At 44.0% G+C, this 25,933-nt stretch carries 25 protein-coding genes; 6 read left to right on the top strand and 19 right to left on the bottom strand.

The genetic code is table 11. The annotated features are described in order from the left end of the window. Positions 1-255 precede the first annotated feature (255 nt). Together CE058_RS18640 and CE058_RS18635 are read left to right on the top strand one after the other, a co-directional pair. A complete protein-coding gene (locus tag CE058_RS18640) occupies positions 256-675 on the top strand; it encodes a DUF4395 domain-containing protein (protein WP_163144697.1) in 420 nt (139 codons plus the stop codon). Positions 676-781: 106 nt separating this feature from the next. Further along, on the top strand, positions 782-1,507 hold the full coding sequence (locus CE058_RS18635) for a YqcI/YcgG family protein (protein WP_163144695.1): 726 nt from the start codon (positions 782-784) through the stop codon (positions 1,505-1,507). Positions 1,508-1,570: 63 nt separating this feature from the next. On the opposite strand, the gene CE058_RS18630 is transcribed toward CE058_RS18635, so the two are convergent. From CE058_RS18630 to CE058_RS18575, 12 genes are all read right to left on the bottom strand, one after another. After that, positions 1,571-2,356: a serine hydrolase gene (locus CE058_RS18630; protein WP_163144693.1), complete on the bottom strand. Its 786-nt coding sequence runs from the start codon at positions 2,354-2,356 to the stop codon at positions 1,571-1,573. 1 nt (position 2,357) lies between these two features. After that, positions 2,358-3,368 (bottom strand): ABC transporter ATP-binding protein, encoded by a 1,011-nt coding sequence (locus CE058_RS18625; RefSeq protein ID WP_035331870.1) that lies wholly within the window; start codon positions 3,366-3,368, stop codon positions 2,358-2,360. 2 nt (positions 3,369-3,370) lie between these two features. Further along, entirely contained in the window at positions 3,371-4,300 is a 930-nt protein-coding gene (locus tag CE058_RS18620; RefSeq protein WP_163144692.1) for a C40 family peptidase, read from the bottom strand. Positions 4,301-4,325: 25 nt separating this feature from the next. Then, positions 4,326-5,432, bottom strand: coding sequence for a dipeptide epimerase (locus CE058_RS18615; protein ID WP_163144690.1), 1,107 nt, complete (start codon positions 5,430-5,432; stop codon positions 4,326-4,328). 13 nt (positions 5,433-5,445) lie between these two features. Continuing rightward, complete coding sequence (locus tag CE058_RS18610) at positions 5,446-6,366, bottom strand: S66 peptidase family protein (protein ID WP_048008730.1); 921 nt, start codon at positions 6,364-6,366, stop codon at positions 5,446-5,448. 488 nt (positions 6,367-6,854) lie between these two features. Then, complete coding sequence (locus tag CE058_RS18605; RefSeq protein ID WP_163144688.1) at positions 6,855-8,483, bottom strand: peptide ABC transporter substrate-binding protein; 1,629 nt, start codon at positions 8,481-8,483, stop codon at positions 6,855-6,857. 108 nt (positions 8,484-8,591) lie between these two features. Beyond that, the gene (locus CE058_RS18600) at positions 8,592-9,590 is read right to left on the bottom strand and encodes an ABC transporter ATP-binding protein (protein WP_048008728.1); all 999 of its coding nucleotides are present in this window, start codon (positions 9,588-9,590) and stop codon (positions 8,592-8,594) included. Between the two features lie 4 nt (positions 9,591-9,594). After that, on the bottom strand, positions 9,595-10,551 hold the full coding sequence (locus tag CE058_RS18595; protein WP_048008727.1) for an ABC transporter permease: 957 nt from the start codon (positions 10,549-10,551) through the stop codon (positions 9,595-9,597). After that, on the bottom strand, positions 10,551-11,483 hold the full coding sequence (locus CE058_RS18590) for an ABC transporter permease (RefSeq protein WP_048008726.1): 933 nt from the start codon (positions 11,481-11,483) through the stop codon (positions 10,551-10,553). Before CE058_RS18590 ends, CE058_RS18595 begins: the two co-directional genes overlap by 1 nt. Before the next feature lie 13 nt (positions 11,484-11,496). Beyond that, positions 11,497-12,321: a M55 family metallopeptidase gene (locus tag CE058_RS18585; protein ID WP_048008725.1), complete on the bottom strand. Its 825-nt coding sequence runs from the start codon at positions 12,319-12,321 to the stop codon at positions 11,497-11,499. 340 nt (positions 12,322-12,661) lie between these two features. Beyond that, the gene (locus CE058_RS18580) at positions 12,662-12,979 is read right to left on the bottom strand and encodes a DUF3870 domain-containing protein (protein ID WP_048008723.1); all 318 of its coding nucleotides are present in this window, start codon (positions 12,977-12,979) and stop codon (positions 12,662-12,664) included. A gap of 178 nt (positions 12,980-13,157) precedes the next feature. Then, complete coding sequence (locus tag CE058_RS18575) at positions 13,158-14,348, bottom strand: serine-tRNA(Ala) deacylase AlaX (protein WP_048008722.1); 1,191 nt, start codon at positions 14,346-14,348, stop codon at positions 13,158-13,160. A 177-nt stretch (positions 14,349-14,525) separates the two neighbouring features. On the opposite strand from CE058_RS18575, the gene CE058_RS25365 reads away from it, so the two are divergent. Next, complete coding sequence (locus tag CE058_RS25365; protein WP_163144686.1) at positions 14,526-15,290, top strand: general stress protein; 765 nt, start codon at positions 14,526-14,528, stop codon at positions 15,288-15,290. A 41-nt stretch (positions 15,291-15,331) separates the two neighbouring features. Here the strand turns inward: CE058_RS25365 and CE058_RS18565 are convergent, their stop codons facing one another. Both CE058_RS18565 and CE058_RS18560 read right to left on the bottom strand, forming a co-directional pair. Next, the gene (locus CE058_RS18565; protein WP_048008720.1) at positions 15,332-16,312 is read right to left on the bottom strand and encodes a zinc-binding dehydrogenase; all 981 of its coding nucleotides are present in this window, start codon (positions 16,310-16,312) and stop codon (positions 15,332-15,334) included. Positions 16,313-16,324: 12 nt separating this feature from the next. Further along, complete coding sequence (locus tag CE058_RS18560; protein ID WP_048008719.1) at positions 16,325-16,822, bottom strand: lactoylglutathione lyase family protein; 498 nt, start codon at positions 16,820-16,822, stop codon at positions 16,325-16,327. Between the two features lie 197 nt (positions 16,823-17,019). Between CE058_RS18560 and CE058_RS18555 the strand changes: the two genes are divergently transcribed. Beyond that, positions 17,020-17,715 (top strand): hypothetical protein, encoded by a 696-nt coding sequence (locus tag CE058_RS18555; protein ID WP_082138942.1) that lies wholly within the window; start codon positions 17,020-17,022, stop codon positions 17,713-17,715. Between the two features lie 50 nt (positions 17,716-17,765). Here the strand turns inward: CE058_RS18555 and CE058_RS18550 are convergent, their stop codons facing one another. After that, on the bottom strand, positions 17,766-17,900 hold the full coding sequence (locus CE058_RS18550; RefSeq protein WP_115596637.1) for a BA3454 family stress response protein: 135 nt from the start codon (positions 17,898-17,900) through the stop codon (positions 17,766-17,768). Positions 17,901-17,965: 65 nt separating this feature from the next. Further along, positions 17,966-18,529: a hypothetical protein gene (locus tag CE058_RS18545; RefSeq protein WP_048008717.1), complete on the bottom strand. Its 564-nt coding sequence runs from the start codon at positions 18,527-18,529 to the stop codon at positions 17,966-17,968. Positions 18,530-18,709: 180 nt separating this feature from the next. Here CE058_RS18545 and CE058_RS18540 point away from each other — a divergent pair, with 180 nt between their 5' ends. Next, positions 18,710-19,933: an MFS transporter gene (locus CE058_RS18540; RefSeq protein ID WP_163144684.1), complete on the top strand. Its 1,224-nt coding sequence runs from the start codon at positions 18,710-18,712 to the stop codon at positions 19,931-19,933. A 155-nt stretch (positions 19,934-20,088) separates the two neighbouring features. Here the strand turns inward: CE058_RS18540 and CE058_RS18535 are convergent, their stop codons facing one another. Continuing rightward, positions 20,089-23,175: an efflux RND transporter permease subunit gene (locus tag CE058_RS18535; protein WP_163144682.1), complete on the bottom strand. Its 3,087-nt coding sequence runs from the start codon at positions 23,173-23,175 to the stop codon at positions 20,089-20,091. A 94-nt stretch (positions 23,176-23,269) separates the two neighbouring features. Between CE058_RS18535 and CE058_RS18530 the strand changes: the two genes are divergently transcribed. After that, positions 23,270-24,106 carry a TetR/AcrR family transcriptional regulator gene (locus CE058_RS18530; RefSeq protein ID WP_163144680.1) on the top strand — a complete coding sequence of 279 codons (837 nt, stop codon included), beginning with the start codon at positions 23,270-23,272 and terminating at the stop codon, positions 24,104-24,106. Between the two features lie 53 nt (positions 24,107-24,159). Here the strand turns inward: CE058_RS18530 and CE058_RS18525 are convergent, their stop codons facing one another. Together CE058_RS18525 and CE058_RS18520 are read right to left on the bottom strand one after the other, a co-directional pair. Further along, a complete protein-coding gene (locus CE058_RS18525) occupies positions 24,160-24,798 on the bottom strand; it encodes an O-methyltransferase (RefSeq protein ID WP_163144678.1) in 639 nt (212 codons plus the stop codon). 95 nt (positions 24,799-24,893) lie between these two features. Beyond that, positions 24,894-25,919, bottom strand: a complete 1,026-nt coding sequence (locus tag CE058_RS18520) for a siderophore ABC transporter substrate-binding protein (RefSeq protein ID WP_163144676.1) — start codon at positions 25,917-25,919, stop codon at positions 24,894-24,896. Positions 25,920-25,933: the final 14 nt, after the last annotated feature.

The following is a 25,933-nucleotide window of genomic DNA, read 5'->3' as shown; positions in this document are numbered from 1 at the left end:
CCGGGTTCCGACTCTAACTGGCTCTTTTCTCCTTTCTGTGTCCGAAGTTAACCCGGGTTCCGACTCTGGCCTGCTCTTTTCTCCTTTCTGTGTCCGAAGTTGGACCAGGTTCTGACTCTGGCCTGCTGTTTTCTCCTTTCTGTGTCCGAAGTTGAATCGTATTTCTTATTTTCCAGGCTTTTTTTCTTCACAAAATCAAACAACTTCAGTAAACTATTAATACCAATAAAACCAATGAGAAAGGTCGGAAAATAAATGGCAAATACACCAGTTTCAATTCCCCGTCCGCTCGTAAGAACTAATCAATGGTCAATCGTATTAAGTGTTTTAGCTTCTTGGATTACCGGAGAAGCCTGGATTCTCGCCATTCCCCTGCTCGCAGGTGCAATGGGCCTATTATTCGGCTACAATCCGATTATGCGTACAGCAAGGTACTTTCTAAAAAAGCGTCCTTCTGAGTATATTCCCGAAGACTGGGATCAGCAGCAATTTAATCAGGTGATTGCCGTTGCCTGCCTGGCGCTTGGGCTGCTCAGCTTTCTGCTGGGCTGGACAGCTGCAGGATATGTATTTACAGCTATGGTCGCTCTTTCAGCATTTATTGCCATTTTGGGATTTTGCATCGGCTGTTTTATCCGCTTTCAGCTTAACCAGTATAAATATCGAAAATCTTAAGGCAGCCATCACGGCTGTCTTTTTCGTTTCCCTTTCCACCCAGCTAGTTTCAAAGGACTTTTTAAGGGGTACATATTTCATAAGTAAATCATTCTGAGGTGAAAAAATGAAAACTGCCAGTAAGTTTCTTTTAACAAAAGAAGATATGACTAACCCCGATATTGTGCCTGAGTGGGTTATTCAAGAATATAAAACATTTCATGATACAGTTACAGATAAAACCTTCCCGTGCTATTTTGGAATGACTGCCGAAATGCGCGGTGAATTGAGATATGCCTATATTGCAAAGGAAGACTGGTCTAATCTTCCGGAAGCTCTTGAATCTTTCATAGAGCTCTTTGACGCACCAAAGCTTATTCGCCATGGCCTGTTTGTATTTGTGGAGCCGGAAAAAGATGAAAAGCCGCTTGAACATTATAGAGAAAATTTCTGGAATATCCTTCAGTATTTGCATAAGGTTGATACAAAACCTTGGCCTAAGGATTATCCGACAGATCCGGACCATCATTTATGGGCGTTTTCTTTTGCGGAGGAGCCATTCTTTGTGTTTGGCAATGCGCCTGCATACAAGCAGAGAAAGACGAGGGATCTGGGCAATAGTCTTGTACTCGGATTCCAGCCGCGCCGCATTTTTGAAGGTCTCGAAGGCACCACTAAAGGCGGCGTTATGTCCAGGGAAAAAGTAAGGGAACGTGTTGAAAAATGGGATGGGCTCCCTACCCATCCAAACATCAGTCACTATGGCGATCCCGAACACCGTGAGTGGAAACAATACTTCATCGGTGATGACGTTAAGCCAATTGAAGGGAAATGCCCTTTTCATCATAAATAATCTGGCAGTCTCGGTGCAAAAACTGCACAAATAAACAAGGAACCGTTCTAAGTGAGCGGTTCCTTATTTATGTGTAATATATTGATTAATGCGACTGCCGATTGCAGACAATACTTCTTTGCCGGCAGTCTGATTTAGAAGCCTGTCCACAAGTACTGCAGCGCAGACTGTTTTTCCTTTATGGGTAAATATGGCGCAATCATGCTCTATGCCGGGAAGTTCGCCTGTTTTATTGGCAACCATGACTTTTTCCTCGTCTATCGTGTTGGCAAGTTTATTTTTAAACTGCTGGTTTTCCAATATATACAGTGCTTTTTCAGTATACTTCCCTGATAAAAGCTTTTGCTCTGCCAATGCCTTTATGCCATACACCATATCCCGGGCAGTCGTGGTGTTGTCAATGCCGTTTTTCAGTGCTTCAAAATCCATCATCTTTCTGTTTAATGATGTATTATTAAACCCCAAATCTTTGAAAAGCTGATTGATTTTCTCTATACCGAGCAGCTCAATGATAAGATTAGTCGCTGTATTATCAGACACAATGACCATTAGTGTCATTAGGTCTGTCACCTTGATCTTCAAATCTCTGGCCATAGCTTGCAATACACCCGATCCGCCAACCCGGGCAGAAACAGTAACTTCCACTTCCTCCTCAAGCTGAAGCAGCCCTTTCTCCGCCTGTAAAAGTCCCGCAAGTAAAATCGGCACCTTTATTAAGCTGGCTGAAGAGAAAATGGCATCGGCATCTTTTTCGATGAAACCATCCTCGGTATGGATATATACAGCAACGCGGCCTTCACAGCAGCTGGCCAATGTAAGAATTTCCGCTTTAAGAGTATGAAAGTCCATTTTATTTCGCAGCCGCTACTTGAGGCCGGTTATGGTCGCCCGTTACTTTTTCATTATATAAATGGCAGGCCACAAAGTGATCCTTCTCAATCTCCTGCCACTCAGGCTTCATGGAAGCGCAAGCCTCCATCGCATAAGGGCAGCGCGTGCGGAATACACAGCCGCTTGGCGGATTCATTGGGCTCGGGAGCTCCCCTTCCAAAATGATTCTTTCCCGGTTATCCTCGACATCAGGGTCAGGGATGGGAATCGCCGACAGCAGGGCCTGTGTATAGGGATGAAGCGGATTTTTATATAAGTTTTCGCTTGTGGTTAATTCCACTAGATGCCCTAAGTACATAACGCCGATTCTGTCGCTGATATGCTTAACCATCGAGAGATCATGGGCGATAAATAAGTAGGTCAGCCCTTTTTTCTTCTGGAGCCCCTTAAGCAGATTCACCACCTGGGCTTGTACCGATACATCCAGTGCTGAGATTGGCTCGTCAGCAATAATGAATTCCGGATCCAGCGCCAAAGCACGGGCAATTCCAATTCTTTGCCTCTGTCCGCCGCTGAATTCATGCGGATAACGGTTGGCATGATCGCGGTTAAGACCTACATCCTCCAGGAGCTGATAGACCCGCTCGAGGCGCTCCCTCTTATTCGGATATAACCCATGAACCTCCATGGGCTCGGAAATAATCTCCTGTACGGTAGAACGCGGATTCAAGGAAGCATACGGATCCTGAAAAATCATCTGCATCTTCCTGTGAAAAGCAAACCTCTCTTTTTCAGTCATGTTATGGACATTTTTTCCGTCATAAAGGACTTCACCTTCTGTACGGTTATATAAACCAATGATGGTACGCCCTGCAGTTGATTTCCCGCATCCGGATTCACCGACAATCCCGAATGTTTCTCCCTGTTTGATATGGAAGGAGACATCATCAACAGCCTTCAGGGTTTGTCCTTTCCCCATTGAAAAATGCTTTTTGAGATTGTTGACCTGTAAAAGTGCTTCTTTTGCCATGTTTATTCCCCCGTCTCTTGCCAGTAACGTCTAGCTGCACATAGTTCCTTTTCATAGATGGTATCTTTCAAGTCGATAACTTCGATGCTTTTACCGGTATTTGGAGAATGAAGCAGCTTTCCATCACCATAATAAATGCCTACATGATGGAGTTTGCCTTTCCCTTCTTCATAAGCAAAGAATAATAGGTCCCCTGGTTCAATGGCATCCAGTTCGACCGGCTTCCCTGCTTCCGCCTGATCATGGGCATCACGGGGAATGATCACTCCATTTGCTTTGCACATGGAATAGCTGAACCCTGAACAGTCATATCCATAGCTGGTCATGCCGCCCCATAGATAGGGAAGGCCTATAAATTGTTCACCCGCAGCAATGATGTCTCTGCCGCTGCCTTTCCGTATAGCATCGATTGATTCAAAGACCTTTACGTCAGCAGATTTTAAGAATCCTTCTCCTCCAGGTGTCTGAACCTGGATCCACTCGGCTCCTTCTTTTAAGACCGGAAGTACAGTTTGATAACTTAGAATTAGTTCCGGCTCTCTGTCAGTCGAATAGAGAGTTGCTTTTTTATTCTGGATGACAGCGGCCTTTTCACTATCAAGCTTCCAATCTTCATTTTGAGTCAGCTGGGCCTTCGGCAGCCAGCCGGGATACCCTCTCCCGTCCTTTGAAGAGGGCTGGCTTGGGACAGCAACATGTACCCATCCCTCTCTCTCCTCCAATACGATCACTTCTTCTCCGTACAGAAGTTGTGATTGCACAAGATTCCCGTCGCAAAGCTCCAGCCGGGGCTCATAGGTGAGCTTTTCAAGCCAGGCATCCAAATTAACTGGGTTAGTGATGGCTTCAAAGTCAATTTCTCTTGATGAATCGCTCGCTGTCCACAAGGTAGCAGCAGGAACCGAAACCAGCCATTTCTGCTTTATTGCCAAACCGAATTCCTCCTTTTTAAAATTGTCAGGATGTCAATTCCTGCTTGTTCACTGCCAATGATACATTCCTGATGCCAAGGCCAGGTTCAGATGGCAGGGTAATTTTGCGGCCGGAATAGCGGATTCCGCCTTCCACAATTTCTTTTGCCATCATCAATGGGGCATCAAAGTCAAAGCGGGTTATATTCTTTTTGCTGGCTGCAAAATGGGCTGCGGCCGTAATGCCAATCTTGGTTTCAATCATGCTGCCTACCATGCATTCCATCCCGCATACTTCAGCGAGCTGATTAATGATCTGCGCCTGATAAATGCCGCCTGACTTCATCAGCTTGATATTAATCAAGTCAGCACTTCGCGTTTTAATGACTTCAAATGCCTGCTTCGGGGTAAAGACACTCTCATCTGCCATAATCGGTGTATCAACCGCATTTGTAACCTGCTTAAGCCCCTCTATATCCCAAGCCTTTACCGGCTGTTCGACAAGCTCAATGTTCAAGTCCAGTGCTTCCATTTTCCGGATGGCATAAATAGCATCCTTTGGTTTCCAGCCCTGATTGGCATCCAGGCGGATTTTAATTTTCGATCCTACCCGGGTGCGGATTTCCCGTATTCTCTCTATATCTGTTAAAATATCATCCTTGCCGACCTTTACCTTAAGGACATCGAAGCCTTGCTGAACATAGGAAACCGCATCTTCTCCCATTTCTTCCGGACCATTGACGCTTACTGTATAATCCGTTTCCACCTCATTTTTATGTCCGCCTAAAAATTGGTAAAGAGGCAGTTTGCATTGCTGTGCAAGACAATCGTATAAGGCCATATCCACAGCCGCCTTTGCACTCGAATTTCCTATTAAAGCGGACTGAATTCCCTGGAATATCGCCTCATAGTTTAGAAGACTCTTATTGATCAGCATTGGCTTCAATACATGATGAATGGCTGACTCTATGCTTGAAAGACTGTCTCCAGTAATCACCACAGTGGGAGGTGCTTCTCCCCACCCGGCTATCCCGTTATCGCAAGTTACTTTTACAACAAGCGTTTCAGCTGTCTCAACTGTTCTCAAAGCTGTTTTAAATGGTTTTTTCAGTGGTACCGCAGCTCTAAATGTTTCGATCGTGTTTATTTTCATCTATACCACCCTTTTACTTAACTCCGCTTTCGATTGTCAGCTTTTTACCGGCTGCATCCAATTCTGCCCTTACACCTAATGGCACAGAAATATGCGGAGAGCAATGGCCGATATGAAAGCCTTTAACTGCAGGCTTATTCACCCTTTTGATATACGTATCCAGAACTTCATCCAGTTTCAGGGAAAGTTCTCTTTCAGGAACACAATTATTAAAGTCCCCAATGATAAAGCCGGCCGCATCCGAAAGCTTCCCTGCCATATGCAGCTGGTTTAGCATGCGGTCGACCGCACGCGGCTCTTCGTTAATGTCTTCAATAAGCACAAGTTTATCTTTTGTATCAATTTCAAATGGTGTTCCGACTGTACTGGCCATAAGAGACAGATTCCCCCCCGTTAAGACACCCGCGGCACTCCCGTTCACCATCGTCTCCAATTCTGAAATTCCTTCTGGATAGTCAAGCGTGACCGGCTCAAATAACTGGTTAAAATATTGCTTTGATAGCGGATCCGCATCCTCTTTGCCAATATCAGAGGCGAGCATCGGCCCATGGAAGGTGACCATTCCTGTCTCCTGGCGGATGGCTGTGTGCAGGAATGTTATATCACTGTATCCCCAGAAAATTTTCGGATTTTCTTTTATCAGACTGTAGTCGATTTGGGATGCAATTCTCCCGGTTCCATAGCCCCCGCCTGCACAAATGATGGCTTTGACTTCCTTATCCGCAAACATGTTATGTAAATCAGCCAGACGGTCTTCATCCTTCCCGGCCAGATAACCATATTGATCTGTCACATGCTCGCCTATCTTTACCTTTACACCAAGCTCTTCCAAAAAAGAAAGGGATCGTTTCAGGTTCTCCTGATTAGGCGGGCTTGCCGGTGCTATAATTCCAATCGCATCACCTTTTTTCAGGCGCTGAGGTTTGATTGCCATGCTGTCACATCCTTTTCGTTTTATAGCATTATATGCTCCTGCAGCAAAAGCATTATTTGGGAAATGAAATAATTGTCGAGGATATAAGCTAAATTTCGGGAAAATGTATTATTTTTCGGGAAATAAACTAGAAAAGCGCAGAGCGCCCGCTTATCGGCGACAAGCTTAAGACAAGCGCTGGCAGAAGGCGTTTTTTGCCTTCAGCAGTGATTGTCCGAAAAACGAAGGCGACTGCTTAGGGACGACAAGCATAAGACGATTACTGTAAGAAGGTGTTCTTTCCTTCTGGAAGGAATCGCCTTATGACCTCGAGTCCCTAGGAGCCGCAGTTAGCCAAGCTTAAGACCTCGAGCCGATGGCGCTCGGAGCTAGACAGTTATCAAAGTTCAAAGATCCTTATTCTTCAAAAAAAAATATACTTCTGAAAAAAAGGGATGTTCACACGAACACCCCTTTTCCTGTCACTTTCACATCAAGCCGAAGAAGTATTACTTCTTATCTGCCCATTTAAGCTCCAGGTATCCAACCGGATGGCGGACAATTCCTGAAACAGCATCATTATAGAGATATACCTGGTTGTAGAAATGGATAGGGATAATCGGCATTTCTTCGAATAAGATTTTTTCCGCTTCATACATCAGCTCAAAGCGCTTTGCTTCGTCTGCTTCATTCTTCGCATCTTTGATCAGCTGATCGTACTTCTCATTGCTCCAGCCAGTGCGGTTCATGGAATGTCCTGTCTGGAAGTTTTCAAGGAAGTTGATTGGGTCAGCATAGTCAGCAAGGAATGAGCTTCGGGATAATTGGAATTTAAGCGCTTTTTGTTCTTCAGCGAATACATTCCATTCCATGTTGGCAAGCTTCACTTCAACGCCAAGGTTTTCCTTGAACATTTGCTGAAGAGCTTCTGCGATCTTTTTGTGAGAATCACTTGTGCTGTATGTTAATGTAACTTCAGGAAGTGTCTCATAGCCTTCCTCTTCCATTCCTTTTTTAAGAAGGGATTTCGCTTCTTCCAGATTCGTTTGGATAAGATCTCCTGCTGTTTCACGGAAGTCCTTGCCATCAGCATCCTTAAATCCATAGGATACAAATCCGTATGCAGGCTTTTCTCCATTCTTGGTTACAAAGTCAACGATTTGCTTCTGGTCCACTGCCATTGCGAAAGCTTTACGGATATTTTCATTCTGGAATGGCTCCATATTTACGTTAAAACGGTAGAAATAATCACCAGCCTGGTCTTCAACCTTTGCTTCGCCTAATAGCTTTTCGCTCAGCTCAGATGGAACAGCTGATACATCAAGCTCTCCGGTTTGGTACATTTGGTATTCTGTATTGGTATCATCAATGATCGCCCAATTAATTTTTTCCAGTTTTACATTATCAGCATCCCAGTATTGAGCGTTTTTCTCCATTACAAAGTGGCTGTCATGCTCCCACTCTGTCAGGTTGAAAGGACCATTGCCCACAAAAGATTCTGCTTCAGCAAACCACTGAGGATTCTCTGTTGCCACTTTTTCATTGATTGGGAAAAATGCAGGGTTTGTGATTACACTTAAGAAATAAGCCTGCGGACTAACTAAAGTCACTTCAAATTTTTTGTCATCAACTGCTTTTACTTTTACATCATCAGCTGATCCTTCCCCGTTGTTATAAGCCTCTCCGCCTTCAATGAAGTAGCCGAGGAAAGCGGCTGAAGAACCTGTATCAGGATTTAAAAGGCGCTTCCAGGCAAATTCAAAATCACCTGCTGTTACAGGATCGCCATTTGACCATTTTGCACCTTCGCGGATATGGAATGTATAAGTCTTTCCATCTTCAGATACATCCCACTTTTCGGCAATGGCTGCTTCTGGCTCATGATTTTGTCCCAGACGTGTCAAACCTTCCATTAAGTTGTTCAGCGCACTCCAGGAAACAGAGTCAAAGCCGATTGGAGGGTCAAACGAAGTCGGCTCCTGGCCATTGTTCAAATAAAGCACTTTTTCAGCACTTTCTTCTTCTTTCTTGCCATCATCCTTGCTGTCTGTTTCTTTGCCTGCATCTTCATTTGCCGTACAGGCTGCCATAACAAATAGCAACACACCTGCAAGCAGCAGCGATAAAAACTTTTTCATTCCTTTTCCCCCTCTTAAAATATATTTCTTTATCTACCAGATGCCTGTCTGACAGCTGATAGAATCATAACTTTCGCCGTACCGGGCCGGCACTGCGAAAGGAAGTACCTACTTTACACCTGCAAGCATTTTCTGTGCCCGCTCATCCTGGAGCCAGCAGTCCACATGATGATCCCGGCTTAAATGCGTTTTATAGGGATAGACCCGGTCACATACTTCCATTGCGTATTCGCAGCGGGCAGCAAATGGGCAGCCAGCCGGCGGAGCAAATAAATCCGGCGGGGATCCGCCTATAGGAATAAGATCAGCTCCATCCAGGTCAAGGCGCGGAACAGAATTCAGCAGGCCCTTTGTATAGGGATGCTGGGGATTATAGAAGATTTCCCTTCGTTCTCCGGCCTCCACTATTTTTCCTGCATACATGACAGCGATGCGGTCTGCTACTTGAGCGACAACCCCCAGGTCATGGGTAATGATTATGATGGATACTCCAGTTTTCTTCTGGATATCTTTAAATAAATCCAATATTTGCGCTTGGATCGTTACATCCAGTGCTGTAGTGGGTTCATCGGCAATCAGCACTTCCGGCTCACAGACAAGGGCCATGGCAATCACAATCCGCTGCCTCATCCCGCCGCTGAATTGGTGCGGATAATGCTTTAATCTTTCGGATGGATTTGGTATTCCAACTAAATTCAGCATTTCCAGCGCCTTTTTACGGGCATCCGGCCGAGAAATGGTTTCATGCTGCATAATTCCTTCTATAATTTGCTCTCCAATGGTAATCGTAGGGTTTAAAGCCGTCATAGGATCCTGAAAGATCATCGAAATGTCTGCGCCGCGGATGTCCCGCATTTCGGATTCCTTTAGCTTTGTCAGGTCCTTCCCTTTAAAGAGGACAGAGCCATCTGCTATTCTCCCTGGAGGGGATGGAATCAGCCGCATGATGCTCTGGGACGTTACACTCTTTCCGCAGCCGGATTCACCGACAATCGCCAGGGTTTCCCCTTTGAAGAGATCAAATGATACGCCCCTTACAGCCTGGACTTCCCCGCCATAAGTGGTAAATGTGACATGCAGGTCTTTTACTTCTAGTACTTTCTCCATGCTGCTACCTCCTTAACTTCGGATCGAGGGCATCCTGCAATCCGTCACCAAGCACATTAAATGAAAACATGGTCAGGGAGATGAAAAAAGCAGGGAAGAACAGGCGCCACCAGTGACCTGATAGAATCGTAGACAGCCCATCATTGGCCATGGAGCCCCAGCTGGCAAAAGGCGGCTGAATGCCTAATCCCAGAAAGCTCAGGAACGCCTCTGCAAAGATGGCCGATGGCACTGTTAATGTCATCTGTACAATGATAGGGCCCATCGTGTTCGGCAGCAGGTTTTTCTTTATAATCCTCGATGTTTTTGTTCCGAAAGTCTTTGATGCCAGTACAAATTCATAGTTCTTGATCTGCAGAACCTGTCCCCGGACAATCCGGGCCATCCCGACCCAGCCCGTTACGGAAAGGGCGAATATAATGGTGAACAAACCAGGTCCCATTACAACACTGATTAAAATAACAACGAGCAAATATGGGAGTCCATACAGAATTTCCACTACCCTCATCATGGCATTATCTGTTCTGCCGCCTTTATAGCCGGCAATACCGCCGTAAATGACTCCGATTGCAAAATCAATCATGGCTGCCACGATTCCAACGAATAAGGAGATCCTTGCTCCGTACCATGTTCTTGCGAAAACATCCCGGCCTAATTCATCTGTTCCGAACCAATATTTTGAAGACGGCGGAAGGTTCTGATTAGCCAATGACTGCTGGGATACATCATGCGGGGAAATCATCGGGCCGAATATGGCCATAAAGGCTAAAGCAATAAGAAAGAATAGCCCTGCCATTGCCAATTTGTTTTTCAACAGCCGGCGCCATGCATCCTGCCAATAAGAAAGGCTTGGCCTTACAACTGCTTCCGCTGCATCCTCGTCTTTGGCCTTTGGGACAAACCAATCATCCGGAATATCAGGTGCCAGGTTGCGGTTATCATGCTGTTTGCGCAGTTCCATTAGCTCGCCTCCTTTTTGTGAAGCTTAATTCTCGGGTCAAGAACTCCGTATGCAATGTCCACCAGGAACAGCATAATAATCAAAATGGAGCTGTAAAAAACGGTGGTTCCCATTATGACGGGATAATCACGTGTATTGATGCTTTCTACGAAATACTTTCCCATTCCGGGAATGGCAAATATTTTTTCAATTACAAAGGTTCCTGTCAAAATGCTTGCAGCAAGCGACCCCAATACGGTTACAACAGGCAGAAGGGCATTTCTCAGTGCATGTTTAAAAACAATTTTCACCGGTGACAGGCCTTTAGCCTTGGCCGTCTTGATGTAATCCTGTGTCAGAACTTCCAGCATGCTTGAACGTGTCAGACGGGCGATGATCGCCATGGGTCCTGTCGCAAGCGCCAGAGTCGGCAGAATCATATGCTTTGGGCTTGACCAGGTAGCCACCGGGAGGATTGCCAGATTGACAGCAAGCTGCTGAATTAATAGTGTGGCAAGCACAAAGTTCGGCACTGATATTCCCAGAACTGCAATGGTCATCGCTAAATAATCAATAAAGCCATTGTGCCGGAGAGCTGCTATGATTCCGAGGGCAATCCCTGAGAAAACAGCCACAATCAAAGTGACGATTCCCAGTTCAAACGACACCGGGAACCCCCGTCCCAGCATTTCATTAACCGTCTGGGAGGACTTTTTAATAGACGGTCCAAAGTCAAATGTTGCAACTGATTTCAAGTACATCCCATATTGGACATACAGCGGTTCGTCCAAATGATAGAATTTCTCCATATTCCGCTGGACCGCTTCGCTGGTGTTTCTTTCTTCATTAAAAGGCGACCCGGGTATGGAGTGCATTAAGAAAAACGTCAGAGTGATAATGAACCAAAGTGTGACGACCATTGCGATGAGGCGTTTTATTATGTATCCAGTCATTCATTAACACTTCCTAACAGAATGTAGTTCTCATGGCCAGCTCAGTCATCACGAGCATAGCCTGGTATGCTTCAAGAATATCTTTAGCCTGATAGCGGACAATGGTTGTATTTTCTTCTATCTCTGCACCAGGCATCAGAGCAGCCCACTCAGCCTGGCCATAGTTGGCAAATTCAATTTTCAATACAGGATTTTCCGGCGGCACAAGCGGCTTGACAAGCTCCTTTTTGCTAAGCGCCTCTGCCGCTTTTTCTCTTAAAAGCTGGCCGGCTTTCGCGGGAGTAAGCGATTTCACAGCAGATCGTGATATCGTCTCTTTTACAACAGCTGTTGTCACATTCGGGATTAATTTCTCTGCTTCCAATGCAGCCTGGTCATCTCCGGCCACCATTAGAATCGGCACGCCATGATAGCCAGCCACATAAGCATTGAATCCCATTTCTCCAATGGCATGATCATTGATGTACATATGTCTTACACCGAAAATCATAGAGTGGGACATAACACCTTTCATGGAAGCACGTGCATGATATCCAACAAAAATGGCACCGCTAAAGCTTGAATCCAGGCCCTGAACCATTGAATATGGCTTAACATCACCCGTAATCAGCTGTGTCTCAGGGTGCATTCTTTCAATAAGCAGGTTGTTCATTTTGGAGTGGCTATCATTGACAATCACCTCACTGCATCCTTCTTCAAAGGCAGCTGTCACCACATGGTTTGCCTCATCAGTCATAATCACCCTGCTGCGTTCATAATTGTGCTTAGATGATCCAACATGAGTATGATCAGCCAGACCCGTAATTCCCTCCATATCAACTGATAAATAAAGCTTCATTTAAAATCCCCCAAAATATTATATTATTATAGTTTTCCATATTGTATATTATTTTGATATTTTCTGTAAATTCAATCAGCAATTTATTTTCCTTTAAAATTGTTATTAGCCTTTCAATGTTGCCCGTTGATTTCCGCTCCAGGATGCTCAGCGAACCGCGGGACTTTGAATAAGCTTCCTTGAGTAAACACCGCACGAAGACAATGCGAATGCATTTTCGAGGAACTCGCACCTTCCGCTGCAATCAACTCAGTATTTAAATGCTAAATGCAAAAAATCCAGCTATCGGAGATGTTCTCTGATAGCTGGATTTCATCTGCGGAAAACAGAAAAAGCAGCTTTATTTATTCATAATTTGCGTATATTTTATATGGGCGTTTTTAAAGGCAACGATCAGGGCCTTTTGCGAGGAGCCGAAATAGCGGCTTTCAATTTCTTCCATTACCTTGTCTGCTTCCAGTATGGATTTGCCGACAAATATCGATTTAATAAATAATGAGGTTAAATTAATGGTAGATGAACATTCGGCATCTACAATTTCATCTGTTTCCCTGTCGATCACAAGACCGATAAAGAAGCCATTATATTTTTGCATAATCGGATTGTTCAGTGATGTTTTGCTGTCTCCGATGATATAGACGGTATTTTGTCTGTACATGAACTTGCCTCCTGTAGACCGGATATTATATGAGGCGTTTATGAGGTTATCATAAACATTCAATATAATGCATGGCCCGTACCAAAATTGTAATACAACAGAAGCTGTATTACAATCATTTTTCAATACTTTTCTAAATATTTTATCAATTAAATCTGTCCATTACATGCGGATTCAATTACTTTTGGCCTGCAAGTCTCATTGCATATTCCAGCAGGTCCTCCCCGCTCATGAGCTTGTCTCCCCCACCCTGTGCAAATTGAGGATTCCCGCCGCCTTTGCCGTTAATCTTCTGCAGCAGTTCTGCTGAAAGGCTCTTCATATCAGATTCAGAATCTGCTCCCCTGGCACAGACAAATTGGAGTTTATCGGCGGTTTCATTGATTAGGATAACATCGGCATTTTCAGTTTGAGAGGCGATTAAGCGTGCCAGTTTCTGCAGTTCCTGGACGGATCGTCCCTCAAAGACCTTGCTGATGCACTTCTCCTTTCCGGCTGTGAACATTTCTTTAGCTTCATAAGCTAACAGGGCTTCCTTTGCTGCTTCCAGCTGCTTCTCCAGGTCCTTTCCATTTTCAATCAGGCGGCTGGCCGCTGAAGGCAGGTCCTGCTCTGGTGCATTTAGAAGCTGACTCAGATTCCCGGTAATTTCATGCTTCGTCTGAAGCTGCGTGAGAATCCGGCTGCCACAGATAAATTGTACGCGGATTTTCTTTTTTTGGCGCTCCCAGTCCAATACTTTTACACCGGCTACCTGGCCGGTTGATGTTGGGTGTGTTCCGCCGCATCCGTTATAATCAAACTCCGGAACGATCACAAGCCGGATATCTTCGCTGACAGACAGCTGCTTACGGAGCGGGAATTGGGAAGCTTCCTCTGCACTCACCCACCTGGCTTCAATCGGACGATTTTCAAGAATGATGGCATTAGCCAGTCTCTCCGCTTCCTCTGCGTGCCCGACAGGCAGTTCACTAATTTCCAAGTCAATAGTTAATATTTCTTTGCCTAAATGAAAACTGACTGTTTTATAGCCGTAAAGCTCTTCAAATGCAGCCGATAATATATGCTGGCCTGCATGCTGCTGCATATGGTCAAACCGTCTGTTCCAATCGATTTCTCCTGATATCCCGGAAATAGAAGGCTCCAATTCTCTTTCTAAATAATGACGGATTTCCCCTTCCGCTTCTTCGACATCCACCACTTTTATACCATTGAGGGTCCCCTCATCATGAGGCTGTCCTCCACCAGTCGGATAAAAGGCCGTTTCTTTCAGAACGGCATATACCCTTTCCTTGTCGTCTGCCGCCTGATATACAAGTTCTGTTTCAAATGTTTTGATATATGGGTTTTCATAATAAAGTTTTTTCATAGAGATCAACCTTCCTTGTCTGTTCTATTTTAAAACTACCGATTATGCAGTTACAGGTCAAGCCAGCTATCAGTCAAGGGGAAATTATTAGTAATTTTATCCACTCGGTTTATGAGCGTAATGAAAAAGGTATGTACACCAATAGATAAACAAAAATTATTAAGGAGGATGATGAACATGGCAACAAACAAGCATGTTGTAGGTGCATACGATACAGAGCAGGAAGCTATTCAAGCGGTTGAAAAATTAAGAGCGGAAGGATACCGCCCTGAAGATATTTCCGTAATCAGCAAAAACAAAGACGATGTGGATGCCGTTACAGAAGAAACAGGCACAAAAACTGAAGAGGGATTAGCTGCCGGAGCGGCTACTGGCGGTGTTCTGGGAGGATTAACAGGTCTTCTGGCAGGTGTAGGTGCATTGGCGATTCCTGGAATCGGGCCAATTGTGGCAGCCGGACCAATTGCTGCTACATTAACAGGAGCCGCTGTTGGTGCTGGTGCGGGCGGTATTGCGGGAGCACTTATCGGCATGGGCATTCCAGAGGAAGAAGCACATCGCTATGAAGCAGATGTGAAATCAGGAAAAATCCTTGTGTTAGTCGATCCTGATACGAGGTCTGCAGACTTTACTGATGACTATACAAATACGGACCGTTCCGTTTTAGATGGAGATCGGACGACGTACACAAGCACTGATCCTTTAAACCCTGGCGAGCTTGATCGCGGAACGAATGCTTTTAAGGATAACACCAGAAACAGCAGCGGTGTTTGGACTGATGAGAATCTGGATGTAAACCGTCCGCTGAGCGGAAACCCTGAAGATCTGAGCACAAATGACCGCACGGTTTCGGCCTATAACGATGATGTCGACACCCGCAATCGAGATGCGTATGATTTTAACAATGTCAGGGAAAACCGTAATAACCCTTATAAAGGGTAATGGAAAAAGAGCTATTCCCATGTGGGAGTAGCTCTTTTCAGTCAAATTAACTTGGCCACAATTTTCCCCTTAACAGCCCGCTCAGATAAGCGCTTCAGAGCAGAAGGAACTTCCTCGAGAGCAATTACTTCTTCAAGTAGCGGACTTATCTTCTTTTCTTGGATTAATTTCAGCATCTCATCCCCCATCACCGAGAGATCTGTCTGTTCAGCCAGGTTATTGGATTGATGAGCACTCCCAAGAGCAACCATATGAAAAGATAATGGATGGGCAAAGGAAACGGCCTGTGAAAAATCAGGCTGTCCTGCTATAAAAGCCAGCTGGCCATTAAATGCTAAACCTTTCAATGACTTAGTGGCATTATCTCTGCCTACCGTATCCAGGACGGAATGAACACCTATTCCTCCCGTGATTTCCAGGGTTTTTTCAACAAAGTCATCTTTTTTATAATCTATTGGATAATCAGCACCAAGACTCCTCACATATTCATGATTTTGGGATGATGCCGTTGTAATAACGGTTAAACCTACAAGTTTGGCCAGCTGAACAGCAAATCCGCCTACACCGCCTGCACCGGCATGGATTAATATGGTTTGTCCTTTTTGAATGTGGAGCTTGCGAAAAAGCGATTGATAAGCTGTATATCCGGCACACGGCAAAGCGGCTGCCTCTTCAAAAGTTATGGAGTCAGGAATGCGCGAAACGGTATGTGCGGTCGTTACTGCATATTCTGCAAAGTTTCCCTTTTTGGTTAAATCGCTATGGTAAACAACTTTGTCTCCCGGCTTCCATCCTTGTACGCCTTCGCCGATTTCTTCGATAATACCTGCCGCGTCCAGCCCCAGAATATGAGGATATAGCCAATTTGGATTGCCGCCAGTCGCTGTTTTATAATCCACAGGATTCAAACCAGCCGCATGTACACTAACCAGAATTTCTCCTTTTTGAGGCTTTGGTTTTTCTGCTTCCCCGATTTTCATCTCTTCCCATAAGCCTTTTCCTTCTAATAATAAAGCTTTCACGTTGCTCCTCCTTTAATAAGCGCCCTGTGAATAAGTGAGCTCATAACTGTGCGAATAGATTTCCAGCAGGTTTCCAAACGGATCTTCACAGTACACCATTCGATACGGCTTTTCTCCAGGGTAGTATTCCCGAATTGGCATTCTCTGTTTTCCGCCATGCTCCACAATTTTCTCCACAAGCCCTTCGACATCCGGATCTTGCACACAAAAATGAAAAATGCCTGTCTTCCAGAACTCGAAGTTATTTTCAGGATCCTCATTATTCGGAAATTCAAATAGTTCAATTCCCACTTTATCAGAAGTAGACAGGTGGGCAATTTTAAAGCTTCCCCAGCCTGGACCAAACACGTCTGTGCACATCTGCCCGATTGGGCTGTTATCTTCAATTACCTCAGAAGGCTCCATGATGACATACCAGCCGAGCACCTCCTGATAAAATTGGACAGCTTTAGTGATATCCGGCACGGAAAGTCCTATATGCGAAAACGAACGAGGATATGAATTCTTCATTTTTTCATCTCCTTATAAAGAATAGTAATTAGTATAGTTTCCCTGCTTATGGTTTGTTAAGCAGGCACTTTTAAGTAACCGCGTCTTACTTCCTATTCACCTTTCATAAATTCCATATTTTTCATCTTTTTCCTCTTGATTTTCAAAGTTATACTTAATTGTAATGGAATGGAAAAATAGTAATCTAGCGGGGGGAAATGATAGTGAGAAGAGTGTTGCCGGCACAAATTATTTCTCATAGTCAATTTGGTTATAGGAAGCTGCCGTCAAGTGTCCAGTGCGAGTGCCCAAAATGCAGCAAACCGAGCCATTTTACGATTAAAGCAAATTATAATCATACAAGCAAGTCCAGCATTCTTTCCCATGGGAATTGTTCTGCCTGTAAGAAAGAATCGGTATTTATCATGATTCTTAATCAAGCTGACCAATCCAGTGACGAGACGATTCTCTACATCTATGACCCTAATTCAGCAAAGGAGCTCCTGACTCAGCTGGAGAAAATAAAGGAAGTGCCGGGAGACCTCACCCGAGCCTACAGATCAGCGTTAAATGTCAGCTATTCCAGAGATACGGTGGCAACAGCTGTGATGTCCAAGAGGGTTCTTGAAAGCATATTAAAAAACTTTCTCGGTGAAGAGGTCAAGGGGCAAAACCTGTCAAAGCAGTTTGAACAGCTGCCAAAGCATGTTGATTTAGCAAAGCCCCTCCAGTCATTAAGCCAGCTGGCACAGCCTGGCAGCCCCTTTTACGAGATGCTTGATCTTGAAAAGGATATTGATCAGGAAATGGCCGCTCTGCTGATGGAGCTCTTGGAGAGTTTAATAGAATACTTGTTTGTCCTGCCAAATAAAATAGAAATGCTTCAGCAAAAACTAAATCAAAAACTCCGCTGAACCCATAGTTCACCCCCTTATCTTTTCAGATTAAGGGGGTTCATTTTCACTTAGTTATTCAGCTGTTTCCTGATCTGATCTTCTGCCTGCTTTATTATTTCCTCTTCGCCGGCTTCTTTATTGGTAATAATATTCGTTTGATATTTTAAGCCTTCATAGTCAACAGTTACTGTAATTTCTTTCATTTCTCTTAATCCTTTCCTGATGTTTTATTATATAAATACCAACAAAAGGACGTTTTAAAACTTCTCTATGTCGTTTTCGCCTTCTCTTCCAACACACGAACCAGCTTTTCCTTCATTTCCTGTTCCGTTACAACCAGGCTATGGCTGGACATTTTTGTTTTAAGGATAAGTTCGCAGCCCTCATTTACTTCCGAAGAAAATCCATAGTATTTGTGATTTAGGTCTATTTTTTTGAAATGAAAGGATTTTAGGCTTTTCCATGGAACAAACCTGCTTCCGCTTATAAAGCCGTCATCATAGACGGCAAATACATTCAGGAGATCTTTGGCATTGATTAAAGGGATGAACAGAAGATAGAGATAGGTCCAGCTGAACTTCATATTATATTTAGCGAATATAAACATAGCGATTAGAAATACAAGCATGACAGCATACATAGTCAGCCCCAGTTTGTTCTTGGAGATAACAGGGCTATCCGAAGCTTTTTGCGGGAATTTCCTTACTGCACTCAGATCAATCTTACCTGAAGGAATAAGGGCAGTTTTCTTCATTTTGGTTATGAGGATAATGTAGTGATAGCTGAAATAGATAACAATGAAAAGAAATACGACCTCGAATATTAATTTCATCGCACCCGCCTCCTTTATCTTCTTTACGAGTCGAAACAGGATAAAGTTTCATCATTGAAAAATTTATGATTGTGTAAACAAGCTAATTTGAATATAATCTAATTAGATATATATCTAACCAATTACCTCTCCCAGCAAATTAGATAATTATCGAATCACTTTTCACTGAGGTGCCTTAACATGACAAATTGGACTGTATGGAAACAGGAGAAGAATTATCAAAAGCTCTTTTGGGCTGGTGTCATTAATGGAATTGGAAATCGGTTTACACAGGTTGCGCTGCTCGCACTGCTCTACCGTGTAACCGGCTCTGGTGTCGCAATCGGACTACTATTCGCAATCCGCATGGCACCTTTTTTCTTCATTGCTCCAATAGGAGGCATGCTCGCAGACCGCTTTTCCAAGAAGGCCATTCTGGTGACAGTGGACTTATTGAGAGTGCCGGCGGTCCTCTGCCTTCTTTTCGTAAGAGAACCCGGGGATCTATGGATTGTTTATACGAGTGCATTCCTGATCTCAATGGGCGACGCCATCTATTCACCGGCCAGAATGTCTGCAATACCTGCCCTTGTAAAATCAGATAGGCTTATATATGTGAATGCGATAGAACAAATTATGATTGGTGCCGTCCTCATTATTGGATCAAGCACCGGCGGGATCCTCGCCTACTTTCTCGGAAACCAGGCTGCTTTCATGATTAACGGCCTTACCTTTCTGTTATCAGCATATTTCATCTCCAGGATGGTTTTCCCCTCAGTTTCCGAGGAAACTAGAAGGAAGTCGAGGACATCTGCAGCCATTTCACCAGGGAAACTCGTTCTTGGCTCTTCTGTCATGATTGCCTTTTTTATCATGATGCTGACCATGCCGCTCGCCAATGGCATAGACAATATTCTTGTCAGCATATATGGACTGGAAGTTTTTGATATGGGTGAATTGGGTGTTGGTTTTATGTATGGCGCATTGGGGATTGGTCTTATTCTAAGCTCCTTTTTTTCTCATATGTTGAAGCGCGGCCTCCTGGCACTTGCGATCATCTTCATCGCTTTAGAAGGCACCGGTCATATTTTACTAAGTCTCGCGCCAAGCTTTTACGCAGCTCTTTTCACTGTCGTGCTGATCACCTTTGCGGGCGGAATCGGCAACATCTGCCTGGATACCGTTATGATGAAGTTCATCCCCCGGTCCAGGCAGGGAACTTTTTTTGGTTTAATGGAGATGATCTCAAACCTTTCCCTGGCTGTCTCCATGGGTACAGCAGGATTCCTGCTGGAGATATTTGCTCCAAGGACCCTTAGCCTGATCATTGGCCTGGCCTATCTTATTTTTGCTGTTATGTATGCACTTTTATTTGCAAGAGTCGATCTTGTAAAAGAAAAGAGGGAGTTTATCAGGGGAATTTAGTTGAATAAGAAAAGCGCAAGCGCCTTGCCCACCCCCGACTCCTCGAGGGGGTAGGCGCTGGAGCTAGACAGTTATCGACGTTCAAAACTTTATACTTTCTTACATTTCAAAGAGAAAAGCCCTGCAGGCATTCATCTATCCTGCAGGGCTTCCTTTTAATTTTCTTCGATTTCTCTGCGGTTTTTCTTAAACATCTTCGATAATACTTCGTACACAATCGGCACAATGATCAGGGTCAATAGTGTCGAGCTTGCCAGACCGCCGATAACGGTAATCGCAAGGCCTTTGGAGATAAGCCCTCCACCGCCGCCGGATCCGATGGCCAGTGGAATTAATGCGCCAATTGTTGCAATGGCTGTCATCAGGATAGGGCGAAGGCGGGTTGCTCCCGCTTCCAGCACGGCTTCCCTCATGACCAGGCCGTCACGTTCCATATGGATGATCCGGTCCACCAGCACGATGGCATTGGTTACGACAATACCAATTAGCATTAGCATTCCCATCATGACCGATACAGAAATGGTTTCACCGGCAATTAATAAGCCAACAAACGAACCAATCACAGCAAATGGAAGGGAGAAGAGGATCGCAAATGGCGCCACTCCTTCACGGAATGTGACAACCAGAATAAAGTACACAATCGCGATTGCAGCAAGCATCGCAGCGCCCAGCTGTGTGAAGGTCTCATTCATATCCGCCTGAACGCCGGCTACACCGACTGTTACACCTTTCGGCAGATCCAATTTATCAATCGCTTCATCTGCTGCAGAAGTAGCCTTTGAGATGTCATCGCCTTTTACCTTGCCTGTTACGGTTGCGTAGTACTCGCCTTTACTGCGGGCAAGCGTGTTATGTGTTGTACCCTCTTCCACTGTGACCAGCTCAGAAAGAGGCATCGTTGTACCCATTGCTGTCGGCACTTGAGTCTCCAGAATATCATTAATGGATTTCGGCTGTTCCGCCTGCTCCTGCTGGACGATGACTTCAAGGGTCTCACCATCTTTTTCAATCGTTGTCAGTACATCCTTGGTGTTTGAAGGATTCAGCATCATAACAATTTGACCTGCTGTCAGACCGTACTGCAGCAGTTCATCCTGCTCCACATTGAAGGTATATTCAACAAAGGCATCTTCTGCACTTGATGAAACATCCTCCAATTCTTTATTTTCCTTCATCACGTCTTCGACCATTTTGACAGCTTCATTCAGTTTATCTAAATCTTCACTGTAGAATGTGTAGCTGACGTCATTGGTTGAACCGGACATAGATGTGAAGCTCTGGCTCTTCCACTCACCAGATTGTCCGATATTAAACACATAATCTTCTATTTCTTCACGGACTTCCGGGAAATTATCCATTTCAGGATCAAAGATCAGGTACATTAAAGCTCCGCCTGCACCTCCGCCCATCATGGCAGCCATTTGGTCCGCTTCTTCGGTTACAGATATTTGAACAATGTCAATATCATCACGTTTAAGCATTTTTTCTTCTACTGCTTCAACGTTCTTTAATGTTTCTTCTTTCAGTTCTCCAGCTTCAGGTGTGTACGTTAAGTACATCACTTTTTCTTCTTCACTGCCCATAAAACTGAATCCAATCATTGGTGTCAGTGCTAAGCTTCCTGCCAGCAGGACAACTGCAATGATGGAAGTAATAATCTTATGATTAAGAGACTTCTCAAGTACGCCTTTATACCACTTTGATAGCTTTCCAGCTTCTTTGTGGCTGCCTTCCGTTTTTTCACTATATAATTTCTTTTTGAACAAGAAATGTGATAATGCCGGAACAATGGTAATCGCTACAAGAAGTGAAGCACCAAGCGCAAAAGTCATAGTCAAAGCGAATGGCGTAAACAGCTCGCCAACCATTCCTCTGACAAAAATGAGCGGCGCGAATACAGCAACGGTTACCAATGTCGAGGAGAGGATTGGCTTGAACATTTCAATCGTAGCTTCTCGAATAAGTGCGCGCCCTGTCAGTTTTTCTTCCTTCAGATGAAGGCGGCGGTAAATATTTTCAACGACTACAATTGAGTCATCAATAACACGGCCAATGGCAACCGTAACGGCTCCCAATGTCATGATGTTCAGCGTAATATCCATCCAGTGAAGCAATAGGAGCGCCATAAAAATCGAAACTGGAATCGATACGATCGAGATGATCGTTGATTTAAAATCACGCAGGAACAGCAAAATAATCAAGACTGCGATCAGCCCGCCGAACACAGCCTTTTCAATCATAGTTGAAACGGAGTCTTCAATCGGCTTACCCTGGTCAAGTGAAAGATCTATGACAAGGGCATCAATCTTTTCCTTTTCTTCCTTGATTAATTCTTTGACATTGTTGACCACTTCAACGGTGTTAGCCTGCTGTTCTTTGACGATTTGAATGGCAATGGCATCATCACCATTTGTACGGGATACAGATTGCACTCTGCCGACCGTATCAATCTCGGCAATGTCACTCAGCTTTACAAAAGGTGACTGGTTTTGTTCGGTTGGTGTTACCGGGATGAGCATGTTCTTTAATTCATCCTCGGTCATGAACTTGCCGTCCACTGCGACAGCCTGCTCACCTTCTTCAAATTCGTAAAGTCCCAATGATACAGCCATGTTGCTTGCCTGAATCATTTCCTTTACTTTATCTTCGGTGAGCTCAAGCTCAGCCAATTTTTCTTCGTTGTATGTGAGCTGCACTTCTTCCACATGCTGGCCCGTGATGGTCGCTGATGCTACACCATCAATTTTTTCAAGTTTTGGCAGTATGATATCTTCTACCGTTGAAGTTAACTCAACGATATCCTCTGATTTACTGCTTACACTCAGCGCAGCAACCGGCATCATGTTCATGCTGATGGCCGTAATGGTCGGTTCCTGTGCTCCTTCCGGCAGCTCCACTGCATCCAGAGCCGATTGAAGAGCACGCTTGGCTTCGTCCATATCAATACCATATTCATATTCCACTTGGATATTCGACATGTTAGAATATGAATTTGAGTAAACAGATTTAACGTCTTCAAGACCTTCGACGGCTTTTTCGATTGGGATGGACACATCATCCATCACTTTTTCGGGAGTTGCCCCCGGATATACGTCCATCACCATTAAGTAAGGAATTGAGACATCCGGAATAGTCTCCATATTCATCCGTGTACCTGAATAAATGCCAGATACCGTGATAATAATTGTTAACAGCCAGACTGCAAGTTTATTCTGCAGGACAAAATTCACTAACCCTTTCACTTGTGCACCTACCCTAAATTGACTTATTAGACTCAATTACATATAATAATGACCAGGTGGTCATTTGTCAATCATAAAGGAGTGACATTCTTACATGAGCAAGAAGCAATTAATTATGGAAAGCGCTTTAGAACTCTTTGCCAAGCAAGGGTTTGAAGCTACCTCTGTTCAGCAGATCACCGAGCACTCCGGTATTTCCAAAGGAGCTTTCTACTTATCATTTAAATCAAAAGATGAATTGATCATGGCTTTGATCGATCAGTTTATGGAGCAGTTCATCTCAGATATTGACCGAATAGTCAAAGACCCGAATAACACAGGCGGAGAGCTTTTAAGGAAGTTTTTTTACACCACTTTCCACTCCTTTCAAAAGCATTCTGATTTCGCCAAGATTTTCATTAAGGAACAAGCGCATACGTTTAATGAAGAACTTATATCAAAAGGCCGCCACTTTGACCAATTAATCGATGATATCACCCTATCGATGATTGATCAGCTATATGGTGAGGCTGTCCAGCATACAAAATATGATTTAATTTATTGCATTAAAGGCTTCATGCATGTTTACTCTCATTTATTTTTATTTTTTAATGTACCTTTGGATTTGGATATTCTGTGCCGGTCACTCGCGGAAAAAACGGACCTGCTGGCAAAGCACTCGGAAATCCCGTTTATAACAGACGAGCTCTATGACACGTTCAGGAAGGCCGGACATGAAGAGATGACAGACGGGCAAATGATTGAAATCATGGCGCAGAAAATAGAGGAACTAGAAGATTCAATTGAAAAGGAATCACTCATCCTCCTAAAGAAGGATGTACAGGAGCGCAGTCTGAGTCCTGCTATCATACAAGGACTGATTGCAAATATCAGAAACAGCCCTCAAAGCAGATGGATTGCTTCTCTGCTTTTAAATTACTACGAACTTTAGAAAATAAAAGGCAGAATGCTATAGCATCCTGCCTTTTGTGTATTGTAAACCATTTATTTTACTACTTTCGAGACCGTCAGCCCATCACCAATCGGAATAAGCACAGATTCCAATTGAGGATGGTCAGCCACTGTTTTATTAAAATTTTTCATGAATTCAGTATGACGTCCAGGTTCAGCACTCCCGTCTGCTACACTGCCTCTGGCCAATACATTATCACAAACAATTAAAGCCCCATTTTCCGCCAGTCTGATGCAATAATCCAGATAGTTTTCGTAATTTTCTTTATCTGCATCGATAAAGAAGAAATCAAATTGCCGATGATCGCTGACAAGCTGTTCGAGGCTTTGCAAAGCGGGTCCGGTTAAATAGGATACTTGATCTGCAAACCCGGCTTTTCCCAGATTATTGTGTGCTAATTCTGCGTAGCTTTCTACGAGCTCAAGGGATGTTAAATTTCCTGCCTGATTGAATCCCCTCGCTAAACAAATGCCGCTATATCCCCCAAGCGCCCCAATCTCAAGGACATTTTTTGCGCCTGACACAGATACCAGCATCGTAAGAAACTTACCAGCAGCAGGAGAAACGGATATGGGTCGCATGCCATTCTCTTTTATAGAAATAAGAACTTCCTCCAGAATATCATCCTGGCTGCAAAAAACTGAATCGATATATTTGTTGATTTGTTTCATAGTTACCGTCCCCTTGTTAAAATTGGTTATTCTTATTAAAAAGAGCCGCCAGAGAGTCATTTCACCGATTCTCAAGACAGCCCCATACATATAATTTATTTCAGCTCAGCTAAGACTTCTTCAATTTTAGCAAGCTCTGATTGTAAACCGCCTCCGCTCAGGTACCAAAGTGGTCCATCCAAGTAAACGATTTTATTATTTTTATAAGCATCCGTTTTCTTAACGATTTCATTTTCCATATCAGCTTTAATATTAGAGTCGCCGCCAACCGCTGCTGTACGGTCAATTACGAATAACACTTGTGGATTAAATTCCAGGATCGCTTCAAAGCCGAAGTTAGAACCATGAGAAGAAGATTCGATATCTTCTGTTACCGGCTTGAATCCATATATGTCATAAATGTAGCCAAAGCGGGAATTAGTTGAGAAACCTGATAATTTGCCTTCATTGTACATAGTTACTAAAGTGCTTTCATAGTTTCCAGCTAAAGCTTTGATATCTTCTAAAGCTGAATCATATTTTGCTGTGTATTCTTCAGCTTCTGCTTCTTTATCAAACATTTTCGCTGCCAGGTCTACAGAAGATTGGAATGTGTTCCAGTAGTCAGCGTCAGAAGTACCAACAAATACGACAGGGGCAATTTCTTTTAATTCTTCATAGAATGCTGACTGGCGCCCGGAGATAAAGATTACATCCGGATCCATTTCAGCAATATCTTCAAGTAATGGTTCTTTTAATCCGCCAACACTTTCATACTCATCTGAAGCATACTTTTCAAGGTGGGCAGGCAGAGTAGAATCCTTCGCAACACCGACAATTCCTTTAACCCCAAGAGCATCTAATGTATCTAAGAAACCATAATCAAATACAGCAATTCTTTCAGGCATCTTTTCAAATTCTACATCTTCAAAACTAGTTGTACCGCCCTCATTGCCTTCTACTGAAGCAACTGTCGGGGAAACAGTCATAGGATATTCAGAGCTTCCTTCTTCCGTTCCGGATTCATTTGTTTCTTCAGATTGGCTATCAGCAGACTCTTTTTTTGAAGCTTCTTCTGCAGATCCGCATGCGGCCAGCAATAATACCATTGCTGCTAACAGTGCATAGAATATTTTTTTCATTTTTTAACTCTCCC

The sequence above is a fragment of the Bacillus sp. 22-7 genome, from assembly GCF_010628845.1.
Classification (GTDB): domain Bacteria; phylum Bacillota; class Bacilli; order Bacillales; family Cytobacillaceae; genus Cytobacillus; species Cytobacillus firmus_B.
This window is presented reverse-complemented; position numbering and strand designations above follow the sequence as displayed.

Bases quoted from the DNA above. Each gene is read 5' to 3' on its own strand.
- CE058_RS18595 (WP_048008727.1), bottom strand. From the start codon at position 10,551: ATGGAACTGCGCAAACAGCATGATAACCGCAACCTGGCACCTGATATT.
- CE058_RS18520 (WP_163144676.1), bottom strand. From the start codon at position 25,919: ATGAAAAAAATATTCTATGCACTGTTAGCAGCAATGGTATTATTGCTG.
- CE058_RS18630 (WP_163144693.1), bottom strand. From the start codon at position 2,356: ATGGACTTTCATACTCTTAAAGCGGAAATTCTTACATTGGCCAGCTGC.
- CE058_RS18610 (WP_048008730.1), bottom strand. From the start codon at position 6,366: ATGGCAATCAAACCTCAGCGCCTGAAAAAAGGTGATGCGATTGGAATT.
- CE058_RS18600 (WP_048008728.1), bottom strand. From the start codon at position 9,590: ATGGAGAAAGTACTAGAAGTAAAAGACCTGCATGTCACATTTACCACT.
- CE058_RS18550 (WP_115596637.1), bottom strand. From the start codon at position 17,900: ATGAAAGAAATTACAGTAACTGTTGACTATGAAGGCTTAAAATATCAA.
- CE058_RS18615 (WP_163144690.1), bottom strand. From the start codon at position 5,432: ATGAAAATAAACACGATCGAAACATTTAGAGCTGCGGTACCACTGAAA.
- CE058_RS18580 (WP_048008723.1), bottom strand. From the start codon at position 12,979: ATGTACAGACAAAATACCGTCTATATCATCGGAGACAGCAAAACATCA.
- CE058_RS18555 (WP_082138942.1), top strand. From the start codon at position 17,020: ATGATAGTGAGAAGAGTGTTGCCGGCACAAATTATTTCTCATAGTCAA.
- CE058_RS18585 (WP_048008725.1), bottom strand. From the start codon at position 12,321: ATGAAGCTTTATTTATCAGTTGATATGGAGGGAATTACGGGTCTGGCT.
- CE058_RS18635 (WP_163144695.1), top strand. From the start codon at position 782: ATGAAAACTGCCAGTAAGTTTCTTTTAACAAAAGAAGATATGACTAAC.
- CE058_RS18545 (WP_048008717.1), bottom strand. From the start codon at position 18,529: ATGAAATTAATATTCGAGGTCGTATTTCTTTTCATTGTTATCTATTTC.
- CE058_RS18640 (WP_163144697.1), top strand. From the start codon at position 256: ATGGCAAATACACCAGTTTCAATTCCCCGTCCGCTCGTAAGAACTAAT.
- CE058_RS18625 (WP_035331870.1), bottom strand. From the start codon at position 3,368: ATGGCAAAAGAAGCACTTTTACAGGTCAACAATCTCAAAAAGCATTTT.
- CE058_RS18605 (WP_163144688.1), bottom strand. From the start codon at position 8,483: ATGAAAAAGTTTTTATCGCTGCTGCTTGCAGGTGTGTTGCTATTTGTT.
- CE058_RS18575 (WP_048008722.1), bottom strand. From the start codon at position 14,348: ATGAAAAAACTTTATTATGAAAACCCATATATCAAAACATTTGAAACA.
- CE058_RS25365 (WP_163144686.1), top strand. From the start codon at position 14,526: ATGGCAACAAACAAGCATGTTGTAGGTGCATACGATACAGAGCAGGAA.
- CE058_RS18530 (WP_163144680.1), top strand. From the start codon at position 23,270: ATGAGCAAGAAGCAATTAATTATGGAAAGCGCTTTAGAACTCTTTGCC.
- CE058_RS18525 (WP_163144678.1), bottom strand. From the start codon at position 24,798: ATGAAACAAATCAACAAATATATCGATTCAGTTTTTTGCAGCCAGGAT.
- CE058_RS18540 (WP_163144684.1), top strand. From the start codon at position 18,710: ATGACAAATTGGACTGTATGGAAACAGGAGAAGAATTATCAAAAGCTC.
- CE058_RS18560 (WP_048008719.1), bottom strand. From the start codon at position 16,822: ATGAAGAATTCATATCCTCGTTCGTTTTCGCATATAGGACTTTCCGTG.
- CE058_RS18590 (WP_048008726.1), bottom strand. From the start codon at position 11,483: ATGACTGGATACATAATAAAACGCCTCATCGCAATGGTCGTCACACTT.